20 protein-coding genes and 3 pseudogenes are annotated in these 22970 nt (G+C 56.9%); 13 read left to right on the forward strand and 10 right to left on the reverse strand.

Annotated elements, in window-relative coordinates:
* Window positions 1-9: 9 nt before the first annotated feature.
* From cysT to A3220_RS07760, 4 genes are all read left to right on the forward strand, one after another.
* A complete protein-coding gene (cysT, locus tag A3220_RS07745; RefSeq protein ID WP_062374276.1) occupies window positions 10-864 on the forward strand; it encodes a sulfate ABC transporter permease subunit CysT in 855 nt (284 codons plus the stop codon).
* Entirely contained in the window at window positions 864-1691 is an 828-nt protein-coding gene (cysW, locus tag A3220_RS07750; RefSeq protein ID WP_062374278.1) for a sulfate ABC transporter permease subunit CysW, read from the forward strand. Before cysT ends, cysW begins: the two co-directional genes overlap by 1 nt.
* Window positions 1688-2782 (forward strand): TOBE-like domain-containing protein, encoded by a 1095-nt coding sequence (locus A3220_RS07755; protein WP_062374280.1) that lies wholly within the window; start codon window positions 1688-1690, stop codon window positions 2780-2782. Before cysW ends, A3220_RS07755 begins: the two co-directional genes overlap by 4 nt.
* A 139-nt stretch (window positions 2783-2921) precedes the next feature.
* Window positions 2922-3515: a YajG family lipoprotein gene (locus tag A3220_RS07760; RefSeq protein WP_062374282.1), complete on the forward strand. Its 594-nt coding sequence runs from the start codon at window positions 2922-2924 to the stop codon at window positions 3513-3515.
* A gap of 9 nt (window positions 3516-3524) precedes the next feature.
* Here A3220_RS07760 and A3220_RS07765 read toward each other — a convergent pair whose 3' ends face one another.
* The 3 genes from A3220_RS07765 to A3220_RS07775 form a co-directional block, all read right to left on the reverse strand.
* On the reverse strand, window positions 3525-4157 hold the full coding sequence (locus tag A3220_RS07765; protein ID WP_062374284.1) for a thiopurine S-methyltransferase: 633 nt from the start codon (window positions 4155-4157) through the stop codon (window positions 3525-3527).
* Between the two features lie 60 nt (window positions 4158-4217).
* A complete protein-coding gene (locus tag A3220_RS07770; protein WP_062374286.1) occupies window positions 4218-4853 on the reverse strand; it encodes a TIGR04211 family SH3 domain-containing protein in 636 nt (211 codons plus the stop codon).
* Between the two features lie 85 nt (window positions 4854-4938).
* On the reverse strand, window positions 4939-5268 hold the full coding sequence (locus tag A3220_RS07775; RefSeq protein WP_009100748.1) for a DUF1820 family protein: 330 nt from the start codon (window positions 5266-5268) through the stop codon (window positions 4939-4941).
* 337 nt (window positions 5269-5605) lie between these two features.
* On the opposite strand from A3220_RS07775, the pseudogene A3220_RS17855 reads away from it, so the two are divergent.
* Together A3220_RS17855 and A3220_RS07780 are read left to right on the forward strand one after the other, a co-directional pair.
* Window positions 5606-5810, forward strand: a pseudogene (locus tag A3220_RS17855) (hypothetical protein); the annotation flags it as partial.
* 47 nt (window positions 5811-5857) lie between these two features.
* Window positions 5858-6610 carry a TlyA family RNA methyltransferase gene (locus tag A3220_RS07780; protein WP_062374288.1) on the forward strand — a complete coding sequence of 251 codons (753 nt, stop codon included), beginning with the start codon at window positions 5858-5860 and terminating at the stop codon, window positions 6608-6610.
* 3 nt (window positions 6611-6613) lie between these two features.
* On the opposite strand, the pseudogene mscK reads toward A3220_RS07780, so the two are convergent.
* Window positions 6614-9908, reverse strand: a pseudogene (gene mscK / locus A3220_RS07785) (mechanosensitive channel MscK).
* A 225-nt stretch (window positions 9909-10133) separates the two neighbouring features.
* Between mscK and A3220_RS07790 the strand changes: the two are divergent.
* From A3220_RS07790 to A3220_RS07805, 4 genes are all read left to right on the forward strand, one after another.
* The gene (locus A3220_RS07790) at window positions 10134-11165 is read left to right on the forward strand and encodes a phospholipase A (RefSeq protein ID WP_062374289.1); all 1032 of its coding nucleotides are present in this window, start codon (window positions 10134-10136) and stop codon (window positions 11163-11165) included.
* Between the two features lie 75 nt (window positions 11166-11240).
* Window positions 11241-11573, forward strand: a complete 333-nt coding sequence (locus A3220_RS07795; RefSeq protein WP_044628207.1) for a DUF883 family protein — start codon at window positions 11241-11243, stop codon at window positions 11571-11573.
* A complete protein-coding gene (locus A3220_RS07800; RefSeq protein ID WP_054644976.1) occupies window positions 11573-11977 on the forward strand; it encodes a phage holin family protein in 405 nt (134 codons plus the stop codon). The genes A3220_RS07795 and A3220_RS07800 overlap by 1 nt, the downstream gene beginning before the upstream one ends.
* On the forward strand, window positions 11952-12251 hold the full coding sequence (locus A3220_RS07805) for a YqjK family protein (RefSeq protein ID WP_054640867.1): 300 nt from the start codon (window positions 11952-11954) through the stop codon (window positions 12249-12251). Before A3220_RS07800 ends, A3220_RS07805 begins: the two co-directional genes overlap by 26 nt.
* An 88-nt stretch (window positions 12252-12339) precedes the next feature.
* Here the strand turns inward: A3220_RS07805 and A3220_RS07810 are convergent, their stop codons facing one another.
* Complete coding sequence (locus A3220_RS07810; RefSeq protein WP_062374291.1) at window positions 12340-13524, reverse strand: NAD(P)/FAD-dependent oxidoreductase; 1185 nt, start codon at window positions 13522-13524, stop codon at window positions 12340-12342.
* A 196-nt stretch (window positions 13525-13720) separates the two neighbouring features.
* Here A3220_RS07810 and A3220_RS07815 point away from each other — a divergent pair, with 196 nt between their 5' ends.
* Together A3220_RS07815 and A3220_RS07820 are read left to right on the forward strand one after the other, a co-directional pair.
* A complete protein-coding gene (locus A3220_RS07815; RefSeq protein WP_054640866.1) occupies window positions 13721-14788 on the forward strand; it encodes an efflux RND transporter periplasmic adaptor subunit in 1068 nt (355 codons plus the stop codon).
* Window positions 14788-17928 carry an efflux RND transporter permease subunit gene (locus tag A3220_RS07820; protein ID WP_062359151.1) on the forward strand — a complete coding sequence of 1047 codons (3141 nt, stop codon included), beginning with the start codon at window positions 14788-14790 and terminating at the stop codon, window positions 17926-17928. The genes A3220_RS07815 and A3220_RS07820 overlap by 1 nt, the downstream gene beginning before the upstream one ends.
* Window positions 17929-17996: 68 nt before the next feature.
* Here the strand turns inward: A3220_RS07820 and A3220_RS07825 are convergent, their stop codons facing one another.
* A complete protein-coding gene (locus A3220_RS07825; RefSeq protein WP_228168693.1) occupies window positions 17997-18410 on the reverse strand; it encodes a DUF3617 family protein in 414 nt (137 codons plus the stop codon).
* Between the two features lie 153 nt (window positions 18411-18563).
* Between A3220_RS07825 and A3220_RS07830 the strand changes: the two genes are divergently transcribed.
* Window positions 18564-18773, forward strand: a complete 210-nt coding sequence (locus A3220_RS07830) for a CPXCG motif-containing cysteine-rich protein (RefSeq protein WP_054644977.1) — start codon at window positions 18564-18566, stop codon at window positions 18771-18773.
* A 16-nt stretch (window positions 18774-18789) separates the two neighbouring features.
* Here A3220_RS07830 and A3220_RS07835 read toward each other — a convergent pair whose 3' ends face one another.
* From A3220_RS07835 to A3220_RS07850, 4 genes and pseudogenes are all read right to left on the reverse strand, one after another.
* Complete coding sequence (locus A3220_RS07835) at window positions 18790-19632, reverse strand: ABC transporter permease subunit (protein WP_054644978.1); 843 nt, start codon at window positions 19630-19632, stop codon at window positions 18790-18792.
* Complete coding sequence (locus A3220_RS07840) at window positions 19629-20540, reverse strand: ABC transporter permease subunit (protein ID WP_062359153.1); 912 nt, start codon at window positions 20538-20540, stop codon at window positions 19629-19631. Before A3220_RS07840 ends, A3220_RS07835 begins: the two co-directional genes overlap by 4 nt.
* A 31-nt stretch (window positions 20541-20571) precedes the next feature.
* A pseudogene (gene potA / locus A3220_RS07845) lies at window positions 20572-21692 on the reverse strand (polyamine ABC transporter ATP-binding protein).
* Between the two features lie 155 nt (window positions 21693-21847).
* The gene (locus A3220_RS07850; RefSeq protein WP_054640865.1) at window positions 21848-22951 is read right to left on the reverse strand and encodes a polyamine ABC transporter substrate-binding protein; all 1104 of its coding nucleotides are present in this window, start codon (window positions 22949-22951) and stop codon (window positions 21848-21850) included.
* Window positions 22952-22970: the final 19 nt, after the last annotated feature.

Below are 22970 nucleotides of genomic sequence, written 5' to 3' on the forward strand. Positions count from 1 at the left end.
CGGAACCCCATGAGCCAATTAGCATTTTGGCGATCCGGCAGCACGCGCGTGCTGCCGGGTTTTGGCCTATCTATGGGTATCAGCGTGCTATTTATTTCGCTGGTACTGCTACTCCCCATTACCGGACTATTTGGCCAGCTTTCTGAACTAAGCCTGGCCGAGTACTTTGCCATCATCACCGAAGGCCGCGTCGTCGCCAGCTATATGGTCACCATCGGCGCGGCAGCCGTAGCGGCGCTGGTGAATGCGGTGTTTGGCCTGCTACTGGCCTGGGTACTGGTGCGCTATGAGTTTCCTGGCAAGCGCCTGCTCGATGCCTTGATGGACCTCCCCTTCGCCCTGCCTACTGCCGTGGCTGGCATCACCCTGGCCACGCTCTATGCGGGTAATGGCTGGGTAGGCAGTATCATCGAGCCGATGGGGCTTCAGATCGCGTATACCTGGGTAGGGATTGCCCTGGCGATGGCCTTCACCAGTATTCCCTTCGTGGTGCGCACGGTGCAGCCGGTGCTGGAAGATTTGCCTGCCGAGGTGGACGAAGCCGCGATGTCCCTGGGTGCTACCGACGGCGTGGCGTTTCGCCGTGTGATTATGCCGCATCTATGGCCCGCGCTCGTCACCGGCACCGGGCTTGCCTTCGTACGCTCATTAGGTGAGTTCGGGGCGATTATTTTTATCGCAGGCAATATGCCTTACGAAACCGAAATTACCGCGCTAATGATCTTCGTCAAACTACAGGAGTATGACTACGCCGGGGCGTCTGCCATTGCCTCGGTGGTGCTGTTTGTCTCGCTGGCGCTGCTGCTCGCCATCAATATCTGGCAGGGCCGCTTTGTGCGTCGCCTGCATGGGGGTAAAGGATAATGCGCCGGATTGGTGATGCGCCTTTAGTGCGGCGCTTATTAATTGGCGCAGCCCTACTGCTGTCTGCGCTATTTCTGCTGCTGCCGCTGGTGGCTATTTTTGCTCAGGCGTTCTCCCAAGGTGTGGCGGTGTTTTGGGCGAACGTGAGCAATACGTTCACTCTACACGCCATTGGTCTCACGCTGGTCATCGCGTTAATGACCATCCCCATCTGCTTGGTGTTTGGCGTTGCGCTGGCATGGCTGGTGACGCGCTTTAGCTTCCCAGGGCGGCGCATTCTGCAAACGCTGATTGATATTCCGTTTGCCGTCTCCCCTGTCGTCGCTGGCTTAATTTATCTACTGCTGTATGGCCGCAACGGCTGGATTGGCGGATGGTTAGATAGCCACGATATTCAGCTGATGTTTGCCTGGCCGGGCATTTTGATGGTCACCATCTTCGTCACCTGCCCGTTTGTGGCGCGTGAATTAATCCCGCTTATGCAGGCCCAAGGCTCACGGGAAGAAGAAGCCGCCGTAACGCTGGGCGCTTCTGGCTGGACAACGTTTTGGCGGGTCACGCTGCCCAACATTCGCTGGGCACTGCTCTACGGCATCATCCTTACCAACGCCCGCGCGGTGGGTGAATTTGGCGCGGTCTCGGTTGTCTCAGGGGCCATTCGTGGGCAAACCAATACGCTACCGCTGCACCTTGAGCAGCTCTATCAGGATTACAACGCCGTGGGTGCGTTTGCGAGCGCCGCCCTGCTGGCCCTGATTGCCCTGTTAACTCTTGCGGCCAAGGCAGGCCTTGAATGGCGCGCATCGCGCCGGGAGGCATACACATGAGTATTCGCTTACAGAATATTGCCAAGCACTTTGCCAACACCCAGGCACTTGAACCCATCAACCTGGACATTCACGAAGGTGAATTGGTGGGCTTGCTAGGTCCTTCCGGTTCGGGCAAAACTACCCTGCTGCGTATCATTGCTGGCCTAGAGAACGCCGATAGCTCGCCGCAGCCGGGTAAAATTCTATTTGGCGACCGTGACGTGACCAATGTGCATGTGCGTGACCGCCGCATCGGCTTTGTTTTTCAGCACTACGCCCTGTTTCGTCATATGAGCGTTTATGACAACGTGGCGTTTGGCCTTACGGTGATGCCGAAAAAGCGCCGCCCCCCCAACGGTGAAATTCGGGCGCGGGTCTTCAGGCTCCTTGAGATGGTGCAGCTACAGCACTTAGCCAACCGCTTGCCTGCCCAGCTCTCGGGTGGGCAACAGCAGCGCGTATCGCTGGCTCGCGCACTTGCTGTAGAGCCTGACGTCCTGTTGCTAGACGAGCCGTTTGGCGCCTTGGATGCCAAGGTTCGCCAAGACCTTCGCCGCTGGCTGCGCCGCCTGCACGACGAACTGAACTTTACCAGTGTGTTCGTCACCCACGACCAGGAAGAAGCGCTGGAGCTTTCTGACCGTGTGGTGGTGATGAGTAACGGCCGTATCGAGCAAATCGACACGCCGGATACGCTCTACCGCGCACCGAAGAACCGCTTTGTATTTGAGTTTTTGGGTGATGTGAACCACCTAGAGGGCCGCGTTCGCGATGGCGTGCTGACCTGCGGCGATGCGCACCTCAACGTGGACTTACCCGATGGCGATGAAGAGCTGCAGCTGCGCCCCCATGAGGTGCGCCTGGCGGAAGAACCCAGCGCTGAAAGCCACCTGCCGGTGACGATTACCGCTATCTCCCCGGTCGGTGCCGAAGTACGCGTAGAGCTAGAGGCCGACTGGCTGGCAAAACCGTGGCTAGCCACCGTTCGCCACGCCGATTTCGAGCGCCTGCACATGCGCCGGGGGCAGCGCTTGTTTGCTCATCCGCGCCAGTGGCATCGCTTTAAAGAAGACGCTAAAACACCTGAGCAGCAGGCACGAGTGGCTTAGGGACTGCTAGCGCGGCAGGCTAGCACAACGCTATACTGCCGCGATTATTGCAATGCCTTGTTTCTTAACGCTTTGCTTTTTAATACCTTGTTGCGACAGGTATGTTTATCGTTTAACCACAATGATTGCGGAGAGTTTTATGCGTCGGCGTCACTTTTTACGCGCGTCTAGTGCGTTGTTAACCACCCTATTGCTGGCAGGCTGTGCAAGTCCTCAATACCTACAGCTAAACCCCACCCGTAGCGCTAACGTGCCGCAAACCGGCTCGGGTCAGCAAGTGACCGTGGTGGCTGTCGACGCCCGGCCGAGTGAAGTCATTGGTACGCGCACGGGCGGCAACATGTCGACGGCGCAGATTATAGTAAGCAGCCATGAATTGATTCCGCGCCTACAGGCCGAAGCGGAGCGTGCCGCACGCGATATGGGGTTTACCCCTACCCGCGAAGCCGCCCAAGGCCGCCCCAGCCTGACTCTGGAACTTGCCAGCTTGCACTATGGCCGTGGCGACAGCGGGCAGCCGCTAATTGATGAAGCGCGTATTGAAGGGGTTTTCCGGGCCATCGCGCAGAACCAGGGCACGACGTATACCGGGACATATACGTCACGTCGCACCCAAGGTTATGCGCTTAAACCGGGTGAAGATGCCAATACGCGGATGTTGAACGACTTGCTTAGCGATGGCCTAAACCGGGCATTCAGCGACCCAGAGCTGGGTCGGCTTCTCGCCCGTTAAGGGGGATAATTAAACCCGTGGCCCGCGCCGCTCAAGCGCCCAGATGCTTTCACTTCGGCCACGGGCATCGGCGGGCAGGTGCGCTAACCGCTCTATGCGGAAATTGGGCGCCATCAGGCGCTCAATTTCCTCATCCGGCACGCTAAATGGCGGCCCGGTATCGCCATCGGCGTGGGTTAACCCCACCAGCAGCCCTTTCGCTCCCGGTGGCACCAACTGAGCCAAGTGGAAAGCGTAGCGTTCGCGGGTAGCCGGTGGCAGCGCAATCAGCGATGCACGATCGTAAAAAGCCTCCACTTCCGCCGCCTGCTGAATATGCAGGTGAAAGAAGTCACCGCACCAGAGCTCGATGTTACCCTGCCGGCACACCTCAAAGCCTGCCTGAGTATAACGAGAGATACCGCCACTACGCTGGGCCAAAAATTGCTCGATAGCCTCCGGGGCAAGCTCTATGCCCAATACCGGGTGCCCTTGGTCCGCGAGCCAGCGCATATCTAAGCTCTTCCCACATAGCGGCACCAACACCTTGGCTCCAGAGGGCACGCCTAGCGTTGGCCAATACTTCAACAGTGCCGGGTGGGTCTCCTCCAGGTGAAAGCCTATCCGTCCCTCTTGCCAACGCTGCCGCCAGGAATTCTCCATGGACATGCCCTCTTACTATCCTAAAAACCTAACTGCTTACTATCCTAAAAACCTAACTGTTTAGAACCAGCGGTCACGCTTTTTACGACGGCGCGGCAAGTGCGGCACAATCAGCCCCACCAGCAGGCCAGCGCCCGCCACACCGCCACCGTACATAAAGTAGCGCATCAGCAAGTCTTCCTCTTGAGTGTCCAGACGTGCCTGCAGCGCTCGCACCTGTTGGCGTGACTGCTCTGCCTCGTTATCCAGCTCAAGGTTCCTCGCTTCCAGGTCTGCGATGCGCTGCTCGCGAACATCAAGCGTGGCGGTCATGGAAGAGACCCGCTGCTCCCACGTGCCATTGATACCGTCAAGCTCTTGGGTCAGCTCTTCCACCTGGGCCTGCAGCTCGGGCAATTGCTGACGAGCACTAGGCGTTTGCTGAAGCTCATTGCTCAAAACCCACACCGTATCGCCGCTATTGCTGCGCACCCGGGTGTAATCACCGCTGGTTTCCAGCACTTCCACCTGCTCGCCTGCATTGAGCGTTCCCACAATGCGATAACCATCTGTCGGCCCACTGCGCACGTAGGTACTTAGCTCATCGCTGACCCAGGCTTGGTTATCGGATTGAGCGAATGCCGCTTGGCTGCTCATGCTTAGCAGCACGCCAACTGCGGCGGCATAACAATTACTGCGAAATTTATCTACTTGCATGACGTCATGTCCTGATCATAAAAACGCGCATGGCCGACGAAGCCACCGCGCGTATCGCTCAAAGCGTTGCGCGTGTCTAAAGCGCTTACCCTTCCCCGCGGGGCGGTAACGGGAAGGGACGAGGAAACTCTGCGACGCGAGCATCACTTTTCACGGCCTTCAGGGGGCCTTCACGCTCTACCTCATCAATCCGCACAATGGCGTTAAGAGGCAGGTAACTACGCTTCACACCCTCAAAGGTTCGCTGCAGTTTTTCCGCTCCTGGATCCACCACCACTCGCGACGCATCGTCAAAGACAAACTCCTCGACTTCAATAAAGCCCCAGAGTTCGCTCTGAAAGATCTCTCTGACGTATAAATCCCAAATTTCACCCTGCTGGTGAACCACCACACGGTAGATCGGCTTGGCCGCCATCTTGGCCTAATCCTCTTGCCACTTGAAGGTAACGTTACCGCGCCTAGCCTACCATACTCCGGGGTTGCCCCTTTAGCAGACATCATCGAAAACGGCGCTTTCCTTATTTGACAGCCTCACAGGCCACTAATTAGCCGGTGGTAGCGCCTATTGTGTATGGTACCCACTGGGGCTTGATCTACTTTAAAGGTGAGGACGCGCATACCATCCGTGATCTTTTAAAACGCCAAGAGGATCTCGACTTCTATGTATAATCCCCGCTACGGCAAGGGTAAGGAGTCTATGTGACAAACCACCAAGAGGTCTCTTCACCTGAAGATGCCAAGCTCAACGAGCTAGCACGTCCGGCAACGGCGAGCGCTTTGGCGAAGCCTCTCTGCCATTTGAGCAGTTCACTTCGCGGCTCTATATCTACCACTACGCCCCTCTAGAAAGAGGCGAGCTGGCCACGGTGACCGATGAAGAACTAGAGCGCGTTAAGGGCTTTCTGCACCGTAGCTGGGGAGCCACACGCTTCCCCTACTGAGCTGCAGGCCGACTAATGGCCCCAGTAATACGGGGCCTCCCAAACACTACAGATACGACCAAGATGATACGACTCGATCAATTACTGGTCAGCCAAGGACTGGCCAGTTCTCGTACCCGTGCCCAACGGCTGATCAAAAACGGGCGCGTTTTTTTAAGCGACGGCACCTTGCTGAGCAAACCCTCTGAAAAATGGCCGACCAATGCCCCACTCCGCGTGGAGGAGGACCCAGAAGAGCGCTACGCCTCACGCGCAGGGCTAAAGCTAGAAGGCGTTCTACAGGCGTTAGCCATGCGCTTAGAGGATAAAGGCGTGCTGGATATTGGCCAGTCCACAGGCGGGTTTACTGACTGCGCGCTGCAATTTGGCGCACGCCATGTAGTAGGCGTGGAAGTCGGCCACGACCAGCTTGCCAGCCACTTACGCAGCGACCCACGAGTAACCTGCCTGGAAGGCCTCAATGCCCGTCATATGAGCACCTCAGAGGCACTTTTGAGCACGCTTGCCGAACGGCCGATTGATCTTGCGGTGATGGATGTATCGTTTATATCCCAGACGCTGATTCTGCCTGAGATTGCCGCCCTACTGCCGCCTAGCGGGCAGCTGCTTTCGCTGGTAAAACCACAGTTTGAGCTAGACCCCGGTGCGCTGGATAAACGCGGCGTCGTGCGCGACCCTCGTCGCTACGCAGAGGTGGAGCAAAAAATACGCACCGCCTGCGAGCAGTGCGGCCTCGTTATCAGTCACTGGCAAGAGAGCCCGATTACCGGCAGCGACGGCAATCGGGAGTTTCTTCTTCTCGCCAGCAAGCGGTAGCGATCAGCTCAAGGTAGCGGGCGGGAGAGTCGAATCCGACTGCACGTTCACCGGCTCTCCCTGCTCACGATGTAGCCATACGTCCAACTGCTCGAAGGCGATTTTCACTCCAGCCTCCTTGAACAGCTCGTCCACTCGGCAGTTCACCTCATCGGCGGCAAATAAGCGGTCCAGTAGGTCATTGACAAAAATACGCAGTTCGAAATTCAGGCTGTGTGGCCCATAGCTCAAGCAGAACACCTGCGGCTCCGGGTCATCCAATACGCGTGCGTTCTCATCGGCAGCCTGACGTAACAGTCTATGCACGAGTGGTAAATCCGAACCGTGGGAGACGCCGTAGGTGAGCACCACGCGGGTCACGTTATCGGAGAGCGACCAGTTGATCAGTTGGTCGGTCACGAACGTTTTGTTGGGAATGATGATCTCTTTGCGGTCGAAGTCGGTCACCGTGGTCGCCCGAATGCGAATCCGGCTGACCGTGCCGTGAAGGTTCCCTAGCGTAATGGTGTCGCCGATACGAATGGGGCGCTCGAACAGAATGATCAATCCCGAAATGAAGTTGGCAAAGATCTCTTGCAAGCCAAACCCCAAACCCACACTCAGCGCCGCCACCAGCCACTGCAGCTTGTCCCAAGAGACCCCCAAGGTCGCCAGCGACATAACGATCCCGGTGCCTACGATGGTGTAAGAGAGCAGTGAGCTAATCGCATAAGCGCTGCCCTGCTTGAGCGCCAAGCGAGAGAGCACCATGACTTCGAGTAGTCCTGGCAGGTTCCTCGCCATGATGAACGTGACAGCCACTACCAGCAGCGCCGTAAAAAAAATCCGAAATGGAGAGAGCATCATCGACCAGATCGCCTTCGCCCGCGTCCCAAAGCGATACCTGGTCCAAGTAACCCAATACCGAGAGCAGATCCGACCACACCAAATAGAGCAGCGCACTGAAACCAATCAGCAGAATCAGCTTGGAGAGCCGCAGCGACTGAGCGTTGATCTTTTCCATATCCAGCGGCGGCTCTTCGACTACCTCGACCCCGCCTTCAGCACCCTCTTGTACTTGCGCACGGCGGCGGGCTAACGCACGACGATAAGCTAACCGACGGGCGGCCACTGCCAAACTGCGCACCACCGTCGCCTCAACAACCACCCAAAGCCCCAATAAATAGAGCGTAATGGCAAAACGCGCTACCAGCCTGAGCGCCGTGTACTCGTAGCCCCAGGCAACCAGCCCCATCAGCACCAGTGGAACAGCGGCCATGGCGAGCCCCAAGATCAGCCTGAAAAGCCGCACACCAAAGATTGGGACATGGGCCAGGATGAGCTGCGTCAGCGACCACGCCATGGCAAGCAGCCCGCTCATGAACAGCGCCATCGCCACCGGGCGCTGAGCCAGCGGTGTTTCCATCTGCTCGGACATGGCCGCAATGGCAACCACCGGCACCAGAGCAATCCCCAGGCCGATCAACAGTCGGCGCAGCCGCACATTGTAAGCGGGTGCCCAGGTGAAGTGACGCTCTGCGACACCATCAGGTACCAGTAACCGCCGCCCTAGGGCAATTACGCCCCAGCTCAGGCTGAGCTGCAGCAGCGCAGGCGCTAACCCCAGCGCAAGGCCACCCTCCGCCGTGTGCAGGGCAGCGCCCGCACCCGCCAGTGCTAACGGCCCGGGTAGCGCTAGCAGCGCATTGAGCAACACCGCTTTTGGGGTGTGTAGCTGGGTATCGCTTTTCAAACGACCAATTTGTGAATGAATCAGCGCTAGTCGCTTTTTGATACGCCCGCGCAGCGCAATCAATACCACGCTCAGCAACAGCAGCGGCGCGCCTACTAGCATATCCCAAGAGAGCCCCCGCCAGCGGGTAGGCAGTACCGCGCGCCACTCCCCTTCATGCCACTCCTGCGTGAGATAACTGGGCAGTTGACGTAGCCAGTTCACATCCAACGGGCGGCTGTTGGCCACCCAAAACAGCTGCTCATCAATGGTGGCGCGCAGATCATGAGTAGTGGAGAGCAGCTGCTGATGATTGAGCTGTAGCTCGATGGCTGAACTCAACAGGCTGCCGTAGGCCTGCTCGAGTTGCTCCACCAGCTCACGGCGGGACTGATAAAGCCGCGTCAACGAGTCCACCAGCCCTGGAGTTACCTCAACCCCCGCCTCTTCAAGGCGCTGGGCAGCCAACCGCTCCCCTTGGCGGAGCTGGTCGCGCTGGCGAATAAGATCGAACTGTTTCAAGCGCAGGTCAGCAATCTCATCCTGCAAATCGCGCCGGGGCACTACGGCAGGCAGCGACTGGCGCTGCTCGCGGAGAATACGAGAGAGCAACTGGCTGCCGCGAATGGCTTCCATCTGCTCATTGAGGCTGCGCTGCAGCTGGCGAACATGCTCTAACTGACGCTGCGCCTCGATGTTTTCACGCACAATGCCATTGGCACGGTCCGTCGCCCGCAGCAGCTCCAGGCTTAGCGTTTGATTGACCTGCTGAGCATTCAGCACGACGGGATGACCTTCCGCGATGAGCGGGTCATTTTTGGCGGCGTCGGCGATGGCCTGCTCAGACTGAAGGCGTCGCTGGCGGTCGATCACGCCCTGCAGCAGGCTAAGCTGCTGCTCTTGCTGATCGATCTGCAGGGCCAGCAGGTCACGGCGCTGTTGAGCCAGTTCACGCAGGCGGCTGTTGGCACTTAATTCACGCTGGTTCAGGCTGACCTCTTGCTCTGCCAGCACTCGCTCTAAGCGCCACTGGATGAGCTGTGCATCCTCGCGAGCCGAAAGCTGACGATCCGCCAGCAGCGCAGCCCGAGTATCATGCTCACGGCGTAGCGTTTCCGCGCGCTGTAGCGCATCGGAAATGGCCTGCTGTGCCCGTTCGGGTAGCGTCTGAGCAGCTAACAGCTGGGAGTTCACCTCTGCCATCTGGCTCTGCAGTTGCTGCAGCTCCATCACAGCATCAGCCTGCTCGGCTTCTAATACCTCTAACGGCATATCACTGAGGTGATTGACCGAAAGCTGTTGGCTCTCCTCTTCGGCATCATTAAGCTCGCGCTCTAAACGCAGCAATAACTCTGGTGCCTGATTCACCCGCTGCTCTAACGCCTGCTGGCGCTCTTCGATGGCCTTGAGGCGCTCATAGGCCTGCAGTGCTGCGGTCAGCGCCGCCTGGTCACGCTTTTGGTCGGCGGTTAATTCGGCATCTAGCGACTCAATGGCCGCCAAGCGCTCAGTTAGCTCTGCTTCAGGAGGGACGCGCTCAACCGCAATAGTTTGAGCGGTTGCGGGACTGGCCAGCATCGCTACCATGTATAGGCAGCAAATGACGGCTTTCATGGCATTTCTCACCACGTTACTTATGCCTCATTGACATGTAAGCCCGCCGAATCGGGCAAGATTCCCATTGTCGGGGGTTAGCAGTCGTTGCGCAATCCAGTTAGCTAGCGGGATATCGACAGTTGACTTGTACGAGCGGCATGTATAGAAACGACGCTGGCACCTCTTTCCTTATTCCTTAATTTGTGAGCCACGTTGATGGTTATCCAAAAACTGTTGTTAACCGGCCTAGTGGTGGTGGTAAGTGCTGATATGCTCAGCCAGAGCGCCCAGGCCGACACCCAAGAAGAGATTGAAGCGCGTATTCGTGCACTGAATACCGAGCTTTATCAACTGCGCCAGCAACTGCAGCAAATTGACTCACCTGAGGAAGCAGCCCAAGGCGTTCCTCCCAAGCAGTTGCCGGAAGAAGTTGCTCTGGAGGACCTGAGTGATCGTCGCCAGTGGGAGCAGGAGTCGTCGCGTAACCCGTTTTCCATCACCACCCACCGTACCAATTACCTGTTTCCGGTGAGCTATAACACTAACCAGGACGCCAACAACTTTCGTGAAGTGACCGATGCGTCCGGGCCTAACAATAACGAAGTGAAGTTCCAGTTCAGCGCCAAGTTCAATCTGGCGGAAGACATCTTTGGCAACGTTGGCGACGTCTATTTTGCCTACACTCAGCGAAGCTGGTGGCAGGCCTACAACACTGACGCCTCCTCCCCTTTCCGGGAAACCAACTACGAGCCTGAGGTTTTTATCGACTTCGACAACGCCTGGAGCGCGCTGGGCTGGGTGAATACGCGCAACCGCATCGCCTTCAACCACCAATCCAATGGCCGTTCGGACCCGCTGTCACGGAGCTGGAACCGTGTGTACCTGGAAAGCACCTTGCAGCGCGGCGACTGGGCACTGACTCTGGCGCCGCACTGGCGCGTGCCGGAGTCGGATGGTGACGACAACAACCCGGATATCGAGCGTTTTGTCGGCTATGGGGATATTCGTCTTGCCAAGCGTTTACAAAATAACCATGAATTCGCGGGGCAACTGCGTGGCAATCCAAGCACGGGTAACTACGGCACCCAGGTTGACTATAGTTGGCCAGCGTTTAACAGTGTGCGCGCCCATGTACAGTACTACTATGGCTACGGTGAAAGCATGATTGATTACGATAATCGCGTGCACCGTTTAAGCCTTGGTTTTAGTCTTAACCCACTATTTAGCGCCACCGGGCTGAACCGTTAAACGACAAGGGTTGTCTATCAGGTGGCGGCTGCTATGCTGAAGTCGTCACTCATTTACTCGTCAAAGGAAGACATCATGGCAAAACGTAATACAGATACCTCCGCACGCGCTGACCAGCTGAAAGAAGACCTGCGCCATCTCAGCGAAACAGTCGAAGAGCTGGTGAACGCAACCTCCAAAGACGCCAGCAGCGAAATGCGCGATCTGCGTGAGCGTGCCGAGCGACGTTTAAAAGATACTCGTACTCGCCTAGAAGCCCGCGGAGAACGTTTCTACGAAGACACCCGCGAAACGCTCTCCGAACAGGCAGCGTGTTGTGACCGTTATGTCCATGAAAACCCCTGGACCAGCATCGGTATTGGCGCCGCTGCTGGCCTTGTCGTTGGTATGCTGCTCGGGCGTCGCTAATGGCTTTGGGTCCCACCCAACGCGTCTTTTCTGCCGCCAAACGCCTGCTGAAATCACTGGTAGCTAACAGTGAAACTCGCCTGCGTTTGGCGGTTTTAGAGCTAGAAGAGGAGCGCGCGCGTTTACTGGTTTTGCTGTTACTTGCGGGTGCCAGTCTACTGCTCCTGCTATTAGGCGTTGCCACGCTTACGGCGCTGGTGGTGGTTCTCTTCTGGGATACTTATCGATTAACGGCAATTAGCGTCAGTGCTGGTGTGCTCATCGCGTTAAGCATACTGCTAGCGGTGATTGCTATGCGTCAGGCCAAGCGCCATACACTGCTAAAAGAGACGTTAAAGCAGCTTGCCGCCGACCGTGCACTGCTGGAGGTGAATGAGGATGACTCGTCACAACAGCGTCGTTAAACCACCTAGCCGGGCAGAACGCAAAGCAGCTCTACTGGCGGAACTGGAGCAACAGCGTATCGATATCTTAGTCGATAGCGACACGCTGCTACGCGCTTCGTCACCGCTGGATAGCCACTGGAAAAGCTTTAAGCTGCCTCTTTACGCTATTGGTGGCATCGCTGCTCTGCGCATTGCGCGCCACCCTGGTGGTGCCATGGCGGCGGGTCGTAAAGTGCTCGCAGGCTATATGCTGTTTAGGAAATTGAAGCTATTGGCCAAAGTGGCGACGTAATCAACCGATCGCCACGATGCTTTTATAGTGCCTATTAAAAAGCCGCTGCGGCTCGACGCAGCGGCTTTTTAGTCTGCGTTAGGGCAGCTTAGCACGCTTGACCACAGGCTACGCCGCTCGCCCACGCCCATTGAAAGTTATAGCCACCCAGCTGCCCCGTAACATCCAGCACTTCACCAATGAAGCGCAGTTGCGGCAGATCCTTCACCTCAAAGGTTTTCGATGAGATGGCGTCGGTATTCACGCCGCCCATGGTCACTTCTGCTGTACGCCACCCTTCCGTGCCCGCCGGTTTTAGCTGCCACTGATTAAGCCGCTGGGCCCAAGCATCGAGCGCTTCGTTGCTGTATTGCGCCAGCGGGCTGGCCAAGTGAGAGTCGGGATACCACTCCAGCAGCGCTTGGGCAAAGCGTTTGGGGAAACGCTCGCCTAGCCAGGTCGACAGCAGCCGCTTAGGGGTTTCCTGGCGCGCATGGCGCAAAGCGTCAGCCGCGTCTTCGCCCGGCAAGAGGTCGATGGAGATTGCGCTACCCGGCTCCCATACGCTGGAAATTTGTAGCATAGAAGGGCCGGATAGCCCTCGATGGGTAAACAGCATCGGCTCGACAAAGCGCTTCTCTTTGCAGCTCACTGCCGTGGGCACGCTAACGCCAGAAAGCCCCGCCGCCCGCTCTTTCCAGCTATCGCTTAGGGTAAATGGCACTAGGCCGGGGCGCGTGGGCAGCACCTCTAAGCCAAACTGGCGGGCAATATCGTACCCAAAGCCGGTCGCCCCCATGGTAGGAATGGAAAGCCCTCCGGTCGCCACGACCACCACCCCTGCATCAATCGTGCCCAGAGACGTGGCCAACCGCATGCCCTCGCCCTGCCGCTCCAGCCGAGAAACGGATGTGCTCAGTTTAATCTCCGCCCCGGCCCACTCACACTCGGCCAAGAGTACCCGCACAATCTCTTTGGCGGAATCTGCGCAAAATAGCTGCCCTGGCGCTTTTTCCACATACTCAACGCCATGGGTTTCTACCAGCGATACAAAGTGTTCTGGGCGATAACGTTTTAATGCAGAAATGCAAAAATAAGGATTTTCAGAGTAAAAGTGTCCAGGCGCTGTATCAAGATTGGTAAAGTTACAGCGGCCTCCCCCAGACATAAGAATCTTTTTACCCGCTTTGTTCGCATGGTCGACCACCAAAACGCGTCGCCCGGCATAGCCAGCCTGTGCCGCGCACATTAAACCAGCGGCACCTGCGCCAATGACTACGACGTCGTAGACCATAACTGAGGCTCCCAGAGTGAAAAGGCGGGCATTTTAACAGGTAAGAAGCGCCAAACTACTGTACATTTTAAAAACTCATGTATAAGAAGCGCACAAGATACTGCCTATTCGCCTCAACATTCGCCCCAACAATGTTGCAGGTAATGACTTACTATCATCGCCGATTGCGGAATATTTCAATAATACTGAGACACTTATGATCGCTTTTAAACGCTCCTTTTGCTGCCTCGTGCTACTCCTTGGATGGGCTTCTATTGCCAGCGCACAATCAAAGCCGCCTGTGATTGGTTATTACGTTGAGACAGAGACCTGGTCCGACCCGCTGGAAGCACTAGGCACCTTACGTGCTGATGAAAGCGTGACCTTATCGGCCACCGTAACCGACACCATTGCAGAGATTAACTTCGATGATGGCGAGCAGGTAGAGCGCGGTCGTTTACTGGTTCGTTTGGAAGACGCCGAAGAGCAAGCTCTACTAAGAGCCGCCCAGGCCATTACCGATGAGCGGCGAAACGCTTCTGACCGCGCTTCGCAGCTGCAGCAGCGCAACTTAGCGGCTAGAGCAGACGTAGAAGACACTCAATCCCAGCTGCGCCAAGCACAAGCCGATGCCCAAGCCCTGGAAGCTAGACTGGAAAATTACCGGATACACGCGCCGTTTAGCGGCCGCGTAGGATTTCGTGACGTCAGTGTGGGCACCCTCGTCACCCCCGGCATGGCGTTGGTGACGCTAGATAAGCTAGATGTAATGAAACTCGATTTTACCGTACCAGCGGTATTTTTGGGGCGGCTATCCGCCGGGTTAAGTCTTAGTGCCACCACAGCGGCGTACCCAGACGAGGTATTTCGCGGCGACGTTGCCAGCATTGGCACAAGGATTGACCCGGTATCCCGTAGCGTTAGCGTGCGTGCCGAGTTGGCCAATCCTGATTTAAAGCTGCGCCCTGGCATGCTGATGGAAGTCATCGTGCAGCAGCGCGTACGCGATGCGTTAGTGCTGCCTGAAGCCGCGATTCAGCCTAGCGGCAACCGCCACTTTGTGATGGTGATTCAACAGCAGGAGAATGCGCCACGCTTAGAGCGCCGAGAAGTAGCTATCGGCGAGCGCCGCAGCGGGGAAGTAGAAGTACTAGAGGGCATTAGCGAAGGCGATTTGGTGGTGATTCATGGCCTGCAGCTAGCCCGTGAGGGTCAAGAAGTTCGCCTGCTAGGCGTTGCCGACGACAGCACGGACATTCGCTCGCTGCTGGAGGCTGACCGCTAATGCGTTTATCCGATATTTCCGTTCAGCGGCCAGTGCTGGCCATGGTGATTGCCGCACTGATTATTGCTTTTGGCTTGCTGGCCCTTAACCGCTTGCCGCTACAAGAGTACCCCACGGTTGACCCGCCTATTGTCAGTATTGATACCCGCTACCCCGGTGCCTCGGCCAGCGTGGTAGAAACACGCATTACCCAAGTATTAGAAGACCGCATTGCCGGGGTGGAGGGCATCGAGCTGATCACCTCCCAAAGCGAGGATGGCCGCTCGCGGATCGAGATCGAGTTCGCCATCACTATGGATATCAACGCTGCGGCGAACGATATCCGCGACCGCATTTCAGGCGCACTGCGCAACCTGCCGGACGACGCCGACAATCCTGAAGTCACTAAAGCCGACAGCAGCGAAGAGATTGTTGTTTGGCTAAGCCTATCGGGGGCGGACTACTCGATTGCTGAGCTGACCGACTACGCCAACCGCTTTCTCGTCGATAGCCTTTCAGTACAGCCGGGCGTTGCCCGAGTACGCGTGGGCGGCGGCCAGGATTACGCCATGCGTGTATGGCTGGACCGTAACGCATTAGCAGCCCGTGGCCTCACCGTGGGCGATGTGGAGGACGCTCTACGTGCTGAAAACGTCGAGCTGCCTGCGGGTTCTATCGAATCCGATGACCGCCAGTTTATTGTCCGCTTGCCGCGCAGTTTCGCCACTGCTGAAGACTTTCAAGGCTTAGCGCTTGCCCAAAGCAATAACGGCTATCTAGTGCGCTTATCGGATGTCGCCCGGGTGGAAGTAGGCTCTGTGGAAGACCGCTCCGTTTTCCGAGCCAACGGCGTGCCTATGGTGGGGCTGGGGATGATCATGCAGTCCACCGCCAACGTGATTGAGCTTTCTGAGGCGGTTCAAGAAGAGCTTGGGCGGCTACAAGGCACCCTGCCCGAGGGGATGTCGCTCACGCTGAACTATGATGCCTCAGTGTTCGTTTCCGGTGCCATTGAGCAGGTGGTGATGACGCTGTTTATCGCCATGGGGCTCGTCGTGGTGGTGATCTTTCTATTTCTTGGCAATTTCCGCACTACCCTTGTCCCCGCCGTCACGGTGCCGATTGCCGTCATCGGTGCATTTACAGCACTGGCAGCCATGAATTTCTCCATCAACCTGCTCACCCTGCTCGCACTGGTGTTGGCCATCGGGCTGATTGTTGATGATGCCATTGTGGTGCTCGAAAACATCAACCGACGCATGCACGACTACGGTGAAACACCGCTGGTGGCCGCCTTTCGCGGTACGCGGCAAATCGCCTTTGCGGTGATCGCCACCACCCTAGTGTTAGTCGCCGTCTTTGTGCCACTGAGCATGCTGCAAGGCGATATTGGTCGGCTGTTCTCTGAATTCGCCCTGACCATGGCAGCAGCAGTGGTCGTCTCTACCTTGCTCGCATTGACCCTAACGCCAATGATGGCCTCCAAAATACTCAAGCCCGGCATGCACGATAGCCGCATTGGAAAAGGCGTGCAGTGGCTGCTGGATGGCACCAAACGCCGCTACCAGCGAGCCTTAGAAGCCGTACTAACGGCCAAATGGCTGGTCGTGGCCCTGTTTGCCCTACTCATTGCCGGAACGGCGTGGCTCGCCACAGCGCTGCCCAATGAATACACTCCGCAAGAAGATCGCGGTAACTTTATCGTGCTGGTCAACGGCCCGGAAGGAGCCACGTTCGACTACATGATGGACTACATGGATGAGATCGAAGCGCGGCTCACCCCCTTTGTAGAGAGCGGCGAGCTTGAGCGCGTGGTGGTTCGTGCCCCGCGTGGCTTCGGTAATATCGAAAACTTCAACAGCGGCTTTATCATCGTCAATATGGCGGACTGGGGCAGCCGTCGCAGCGCCTGGGAGATCATGGCCGATGTGCGCCAGCAGCTCAGCTCGCTCCCTGGCGTCCAAGCCTTCCCGGTGATGCGCCAGGGCTTTGGTCAGCGCACTCAGAAGCCGGTGCAGTTTGTGTTGGGCGGCGGCACTTACGAAGACCTAGCCCGCTGGCGTGACCGGCTGATTAATCATGTGCGGGAAAACAACCCACGTTTGACGGCCATCGAGAGCAACTACGACGAAACCCAGCCGCAGCTGCGGGTCGATATCGATTACGAGCGTGCCGCCTCGCTAGGTGTGACCGTGACCGAGATTGGCCGCACGCTGGAAGTGCTGCTGGGTGGCCGTAACGTTACCCGCTATGTGGACGACGGCGAAGAGTACGATGTGATTGTGGAAGGCGACCGTAGTCGCCAAAACAGCCCGCGCGCGCTGGATAACATTCAGGTGCGCTCAGCACGCACAGGGGAGCTCATTCCGCTGGCAAGCCTGGTCACGCTGTCTGATTTTGCCGGCGCCAGCACGCTGAACCGCTTTGACCGCGTGCGCGCCATTACCATTGAAGCGAACCTCGCCGATGGCTACCCGCTGGGCGAAGCGCTGGCATACCTGCAAGACACCGCCGATACCATTCTGCCGGAAGAAGTACAAACTAACGTGGCGGGACCATCCCGGGATTTCCAGCAGGCGAGCGGTGCGACGATGTTCCTGCTGGTGCTGGGTGCCGTGGTGGTATTCCTGGTACTGGCCGCCCAGTTCGAAAGCCTCATCCACCCGTTTGTGATTATGCTCACGGTGCCGCTAGCCATGAGCGGAGCGCTGCTTGCACTGCTGCTCAGCGGTCAGTCGCTGAATATATATAGCCAGGTGGGCTTGGTACTGCTGATTGGTTTGGCGGCCAAAAACGGTATTTTGATCGTTGAGTTCGCCAACCAACTACGCGATGAGGGGCAAGCGTTTCGCTCGGCGCTGATTGAAGCCTCGGTGACCCGCCTGCGGCCCATTTTGATGACGGCGGTGACCACCATGGCGGGTGCTATTCCGTTGATCATCTCCAGCGGCCCAGGGGCGGAATCGCGGTTGGTGATTGGCACGGTCATCATGGCCGGTGTTGGGGCGGCAACCGTCTTCACGCTGTTTGTGGTGCCCGTGGCGTACGACCTGCTGGCCCGCCACTCTGGCTCACCTGGAGCAGTGAAGCGCCAGCTCGAAGAGGAGATCGCCAACGCGCCTACGGCTCAACATACGCCGCTTGATACGCCAGAGCGATAACGCATCCCCAAAAACACTAAGGGCGCCAACGAGGCGCCCTTAGTGTTTAAACGTCACAACGGCTGTACTTATTCGCAATCGCCGATACGCTCACCTTCAATCACGGTGTTCATAGTCAGCTCACCCATGGGAGACTGAGTCAGAATATCCACGGTGCCTTCAATCTGCTCGCCCATAAAGCGCATTTCGCCGTCGATGGTCGCTTCGCCACCCTCAGCGCGGCATACCATGCTGTAGGAGAGGCCGTCGGCACTCATATCCTGGTTCAGCAGTTCGCAGCCCTCTTCCTCTTCAATAAAACCAAAATCAGCACCCTCTAGCTCTTCCTGGGTAATGCACTGACGCTCGGTTTCCGTTTGATCGGGAATCTGCATATCGCCGCTGACGCTAGTCACGCTGACAAACTCCCACTCGCCGGGCGTAACATTAGGTGTTTCCGCCTGGGCAACCATCGGGAAGGCCGCTAAGGCCGCAACTGCCATGTACCGTTTCATCATCGCTTTTATCTCGCTAGGTGGTTCGGGAAAACTCGTCATTATCCTACCTGATTCGTTGATCAGGTGCCTGCTTGCAAACAGCACTGCTACACTAAGCTGTCAATGACATTGAGTGTAACGCTGAAAAGGGCAACAACCATGCACGACGACGCACTAATTAATCATGATTTCCACTGCCCTTACTGTGATACGCCACTCACCTTTGTGATCGATACCTCTCAGGGTAGCCACGACACCTGGGAAGATTGCCATCAGTGCTGCGCGCCCATCCAGCTACAGGTCATTGTGTCACCAATGACCGGAGAGCTAGACGCCGTCATCACTGGACGTGACGACGACGTGCTGTAGCGTTGGATTAAAAAGCTTAAACCCCCTCCCCTTGCTGTATCACTGACTGGCGCTTGGCCTCGCTGCGGCGCATGAAGTACCACGCCAGAAGTGTCGCCAACGATACGGTCAGAATAATCAGCGTCGCCAGCGCGTTGATCTTCGGCGACACGCCCATCCGCACCGAGGAAAACACCACCATCGGTAGCGTATTGGCCCCCGGCCCAGAGACAAAGCTGGCAATCACCAAGTCATCCAACGACAGCGTAAAGGCCAGCAGCCAGCCTGCAGCGAGGGCGGGTGCAATGACCGGTAGCGTGACGAAGAAGAAGGTTTTGACCGGCGGAGAGCCTAAATCCATCGCCGCCTCTTCAATAGAGCGGTCCACTTCCCGCAACCTAGCCGCCACCACCACCGCCACGTAGGCGCTACAGAACGTAGTGTGGGCAATCCAAATAGTGGCCATGCCACGGTCGGCGGGCCAGCCGATCAGCTGCGCCATTTGTACAAACAGCAGTAGCAGCGAAAGGCCGGTAATCACTTCCGGCATCACCAGCGGCGCGGTCACCATGCTGGAGAGCGCCGTTTTGCCGCGAAAGTGGCCGTAGCGCGTCATGACGAAGGCAGCGACCGTGCCTAGGCACACCGCCATACTGGCGGCAAAGAAAGCAATCTCCAGGCTGGTCCAAACCGCTGAGAGAATCTGCTGGTCACGGAACAGCTCGCCGTACCACTGGGTGGAAAATCCGGCCCATACCGTCACTAAGCGGGATTCGTTGAACGAATAAACCACCAGCACGACCATGGGCAGATAGAGAAACAGCAAACCCAACACCAGCATCACGGTGGTAAAACTTGGGCGTCGACGCGATCTCATCATTCTTCAAGCTCCCGTGACTGGTAACGGTGAAACCACACAATGGGGACAAGCAACAGCAGCAGCATGACCATGGCGAGCGCTGACGCGACCGGCCAGTCGCGGTTAAGGAAGAACTCTTCCCACAGCACCTTACCAATCATCAAGGTATCGGGGCCGCCCAGTAGCTCAGGAATCACAAACTCCCCAACCGCAGGAATAAACACCAGCATTGAGCCTGCGATAATGCCCCCCATCGAGAGCGGCAGCGTCACCTTTAAAAAGGTATTGAGCTTACGCGACCCAAGATCCGAGGCCGCTTCCAGCAGCGAGTTATCCAAACGCGTCAGGTGGGCATACAACGGCAGTACCATAAACGGTAGGTAGGCGTAGACAATGCCCACAATTACCGAAAACTGGGTATTCATCATCCGCAGCGGTGAATCAATCACCCCCAACCCCATCAATAGGTTATTGATTAGGCCACTATTGCTAAGAATACCCATCCAGGCGTATACCCGAATCAGAAACGAGGTCCACGACGGTAGCATGACCAACAGCAGTAGAATCAGCTGCAAGCGCCCTGGGGCACGGGCCATGGCGTAGGCCATCGGATAGCCAATCAGCAAACACACCACTGTCGCCACAAATGCGGTTTTAATCGACCCCCAGTACGCGGCGACATAGAGCGAATCCGACAACAAAAACAGATAGTTGCCTAGGTTCAAAAAGATGTTCAGCGTTTGATCGGCATACTCTACCAGCGGCCCGTAGGGAGGAATGGCAATGGCCGATTCAGAAAGGCTGATCTTAAGCACCAGCGCAAAGGGCAGTAGGAAAAATAGCGTCAGCCACACCAGCGGGAACGCAATCACGGCGCGTCGGCCTAAATGCAACCGCTTGATAAAGCCTGCAATGCGAGATGGCATCATAATGGGCAATCTCCTGTCAGCCACCTGGACATTAGCGGTTCAGCACGATAGCGCTATGATTTTCCCAATAAACGTACACGCTATCCTCCCAGGTTGGACGGTCGCCGCGCCGCTCGGTGTTGGCCATGCTCACTTTAATCATCTGCCCGGAAGCAGTGCGCACGTAGTAAAGTGAATAGCCGCCCAAGTAGGCGATATCATCCACCTTGCCCGCTTCCCAGTTGTACTCTGATGACGGCTGCTCACGGGTTAGCCAGATTTTCTCGGGGCGCAGCGCCGCCCACACCCGGCGGTCTACTGCCTGGGTGGTAATGCCGTGGTCGATATAGATCGGCCGTGAGAGCGCAGGTGACTCAATGCGGCAGTGGTCAGCGGCGTCCTCAATGATCTCACCCTCAAACAAGTTCACTGTACCGACGAACTCGGCCACCATCCGGCTGGCAGGGCTTTCATAAATATCCACCGGCGAGCCAACCTGCTCAATCCAGCCATCCGCCATGATCGCTACACGGTCGGCCATGGTCATGGCCTCTTCCTGGTCGTGGGTCACCATGATGCAGGTCACACCCACCTGCTCAATGATCTCAACCACTTCCAGCTGCATTTCGGTGCGCAGCTTTTTATCCAGCGCGCCCATGGGCTCATCAAGCAGCAGCAGCTTGGGCCGTTTGGCAAGCGAGCGCGCAAGGCGACCCGCTGGCGCTGACCGCCAGAAAGCTGGTGGGGTTTACGCTTAGCGAAGCGCTCCATATGCACCAGTTTGAGCATCTGGGCAACCCGCGCTTCAATTTCAGCTTTAGGCAGCTTGTCCTGCTTTAATCCAAAGGCAATATTCTGCGCCACGGTCATGTGCGGAAATAGCGCATAGGACTGGAACATCATATTGATGGGCCGCTTGTGTGGCGGCATCTCAGTGATGTTTTCGCCACTCAGCAAAATGCGCCCTTCGCTGGGCGCCTCAAAACCGGCAAGCATGCGCAGTAGGGTAGATTTACCCGAGCCAGACCCACCTAGCAGGGCAAAAATCTCGCCGCGCTTTACCTGCAAATTCACATCATCGACGGCAAGCGCATCATCAAACCGCTTGCTCAAGCGCTTAACCTCTAAAACGATATCCTCGGCAAATCGAGGTGCTTTCCCCTGAGAGCGCACAGGCGGGGGAATGGCAGACGAAGAGGATGAAGAATCGTTCGACAGGGGCGTAGTGACCATTCGCCACTCCCATCAAAAGGCCCGGTTAACCGGGCGATAAAAGACAAACAGCGAGCCGAGCAGCTACCCGGCTCGCCGTCAGGCGATGATTAGAATTAACGGCCAGACTTAACGCGGTTCCAGGTGCGCGTACGGGCACGCAGGATATCCTGGGGTTTTTCTACCTGGACATACAGGTTCTGCATGACCTCGGTTTCCGGGTAGACGGCCGGATCGTTAATCAGCTCATCTGAGAGGTACTCGTTCGCCGCCAGGTTGGGGTTGGCATAGCGCACGTACTCGCTGATCTCAGCAGCAATTTCAGGGTCGAGGATAAAATTAATAAACGCGTGGGCGTTTTCGGGATTCGGAGCATCTGCCGGAATCGCCATCATATCAAACCACAGCGCAGCGCCCTCTTTCGGGATGCTGTAGCCAATGGTGAAATCACGGCCCGCTTCTTCCGCACGCGCGGCAGCCTGGAAGATATCACCAGAGTAGCCTGCCGCCACGCAGATATCACCGTTGGCAAGGTCAGACACATAGCGCGAAGAGTGGAAGTAGGTAATGTTATCGCGCACTTTGGAGATTAGCTCACCGGCAGCCTCAATGTCCTCAACGCTTTCATTGAGCGGATCAAGGCCAAGATAGACCATCGCGGGCGACAGCATTTCATCGCCAGAATCGAGCATCGCAAGGCCACAGCCTGCTTCACTCAGCTGAGTGGTAATTTCCGGGTCAAACAGTAGCGCCCAGCTATTTAACGGTGCGTCGTCACCCAAAATTTCGGTGACGCGCTCAACGTTATAGCCAATGCCGTTGGTGCCCCACATATAAGGAACCGAGTATTCGCTACCCTGATCGATGGTTTCCAGATTAGCCATCAGCTCTGGGTTAAGGTTATCCAAATTGGGCAGCAGCTCATGGTTAAGCGGCTGAAAAACGCCTGCTTTCAACTGGCGGGTGAAGTAGTAGGTCGAAGGCACGACCACATCGTAGCCGGAACGGCCGGAGAGCAGGGCCGCATCAAGAATTTCGTTACTATCGTAAACGTCGTAGGTCACTTCTATACCGGTGCGCTCGGTAAACTTCTCCAGCGTTTCCGGAGCAATATAGTCTGACCAGTTATATACCCGCACTTCATCAGCGTGGGCAGCAGCGGCCGCTACGGCAAAAGAGATGGCCGTAACGGCCCCTGAAAGTTTTTTAATGTTCCCCACTTACCTGCTCCTTATCTCG

Origin of the sequence: Halomonas sp. KX33721 (assembly GCF_001596805.1) — a bacterium.
GTDB lineage: Bacteria > Pseudomonadota > Gammaproteobacteria > Pseudomonadales > Halomonadaceae > Vreelandella > Vreelandella aquamarina.

Bases quoted from the DNA above. Each gene is read 5' to 3' on its own strand.
- cysT (WP_062374276.1), top strand. From the start codon at position 10: ATGAGCCAATTAGCATTTTGGCGATCCGGCAGCACGCGCGTGCTGCCG.
- cysW (WP_062374278.1), top strand. From the start codon at position 864: ATGCGCCGGATTGGTGATGCGCCTTTAGTGCGGCGCTTATTAATTGGC.
- A3220_RS07755 (WP_062374280.1), top strand. From the start codon at position 1,688: ATGAGTATTCGCTTACAGAATATTGCCAAGCACTTTGCCAACACCCAG.
- A3220_RS07760 (WP_062374282.1), top strand. From the start codon at position 2,922: ATGCGTCGGCGTCACTTTTTACGCGCGTCTAGTGCGTTGTTAACCACC.
- A3220_RS07765 (WP_062374284.1), bottom strand. From the start codon at position 4,157: ATGGAGAATTCCTGGCGGCAGCGTTGGCAAGAGGGACGGATAGGCTTT.
- A3220_RS07770 (WP_062374286.1), bottom strand. From the start codon at position 4,853: ATGCAAGTAGATAAATTTCGCAGTAATTGTTATGCCGCCGCAGTTGGC.
- A3220_RS07775 (WP_009100748.1), bottom strand. From the start codon at position 5,268: ATGGCGGCCAAGCCGATCTACCGTGTGGTGGTTCACCAGCAGGGTGAA.
- A3220_RS07780 (WP_062374288.1), top strand. From the start codon at position 5,858: ATGATACGACTCGATCAATTACTGGTCAGCCAAGGACTGGCCAGTTCT.
- A3220_RS07790 (WP_062374289.1), top strand. From the start codon at position 10,134: ATGGTTATCCAAAAACTGTTGTTAACCGGCCTAGTGGTGGTGGTAAGT.
- A3220_RS07795 (WP_044628207.1), top strand. From the start codon at position 11,241: ATGGCAAAACGTAATACAGATACCTCCGCACGCGCTGACCAGCTGAAA.
- A3220_RS07800 (WP_054644976.1), top strand. From the start codon at position 11,573: ATGGCTTTGGGTCCCACCCAACGCGTCTTTTCTGCCGCCAAACGCCTG.
- A3220_RS07805 (WP_054640867.1), top strand. From the start codon at position 11,952: ATGACTCGTCACAACAGCGTCGTTAAACCACCTAGCCGGGCAGAACGC.
- A3220_RS07810 (WP_062374291.1), bottom strand. From the start codon at position 13,524: ATGGTCTACGACGTCGTAGTCATTGGCGCAGGTGCCGCTGGTTTAATG.
- A3220_RS07815 (WP_054640866.1), top strand. From the start codon at position 13,721: ATGATCGCTTTTAAACGCTCCTTTTGCTGCCTCGTGCTACTCCTTGGA.
- A3220_RS07820 (WP_062359151.1), top strand. From the start codon at position 14,788: ATGCGTTTATCCGATATTTCCGTTCAGCGGCCAGTGCTGGCCATGGTG.
- A3220_RS07825 (WP_228168693.1), bottom strand. From the start codon at position 18,410: ATGGCAGTTGCGGCCTTAGCGGCCTTCCCGATGGTTGCCCAGGCGGAA.
- A3220_RS07830 (WP_054644977.1), top strand. From the start codon at position 18,564: ATGCACGACGACGCACTAATTAATCATGATTTCCACTGCCCTTACTGT.
- A3220_RS07835 (WP_054644978.1), bottom strand. From the start codon at position 19,632: ATGATGAGATCGCGTCGACGCCCAAGTTTTACCACCGTGATGCTGGTG.
- A3220_RS07840 (WP_062359153.1), bottom strand. From the start codon at position 20,540: ATGATGCCATCTCGCATTGCAGGCTTTATCAAGCGGTTGCATTTAGGC.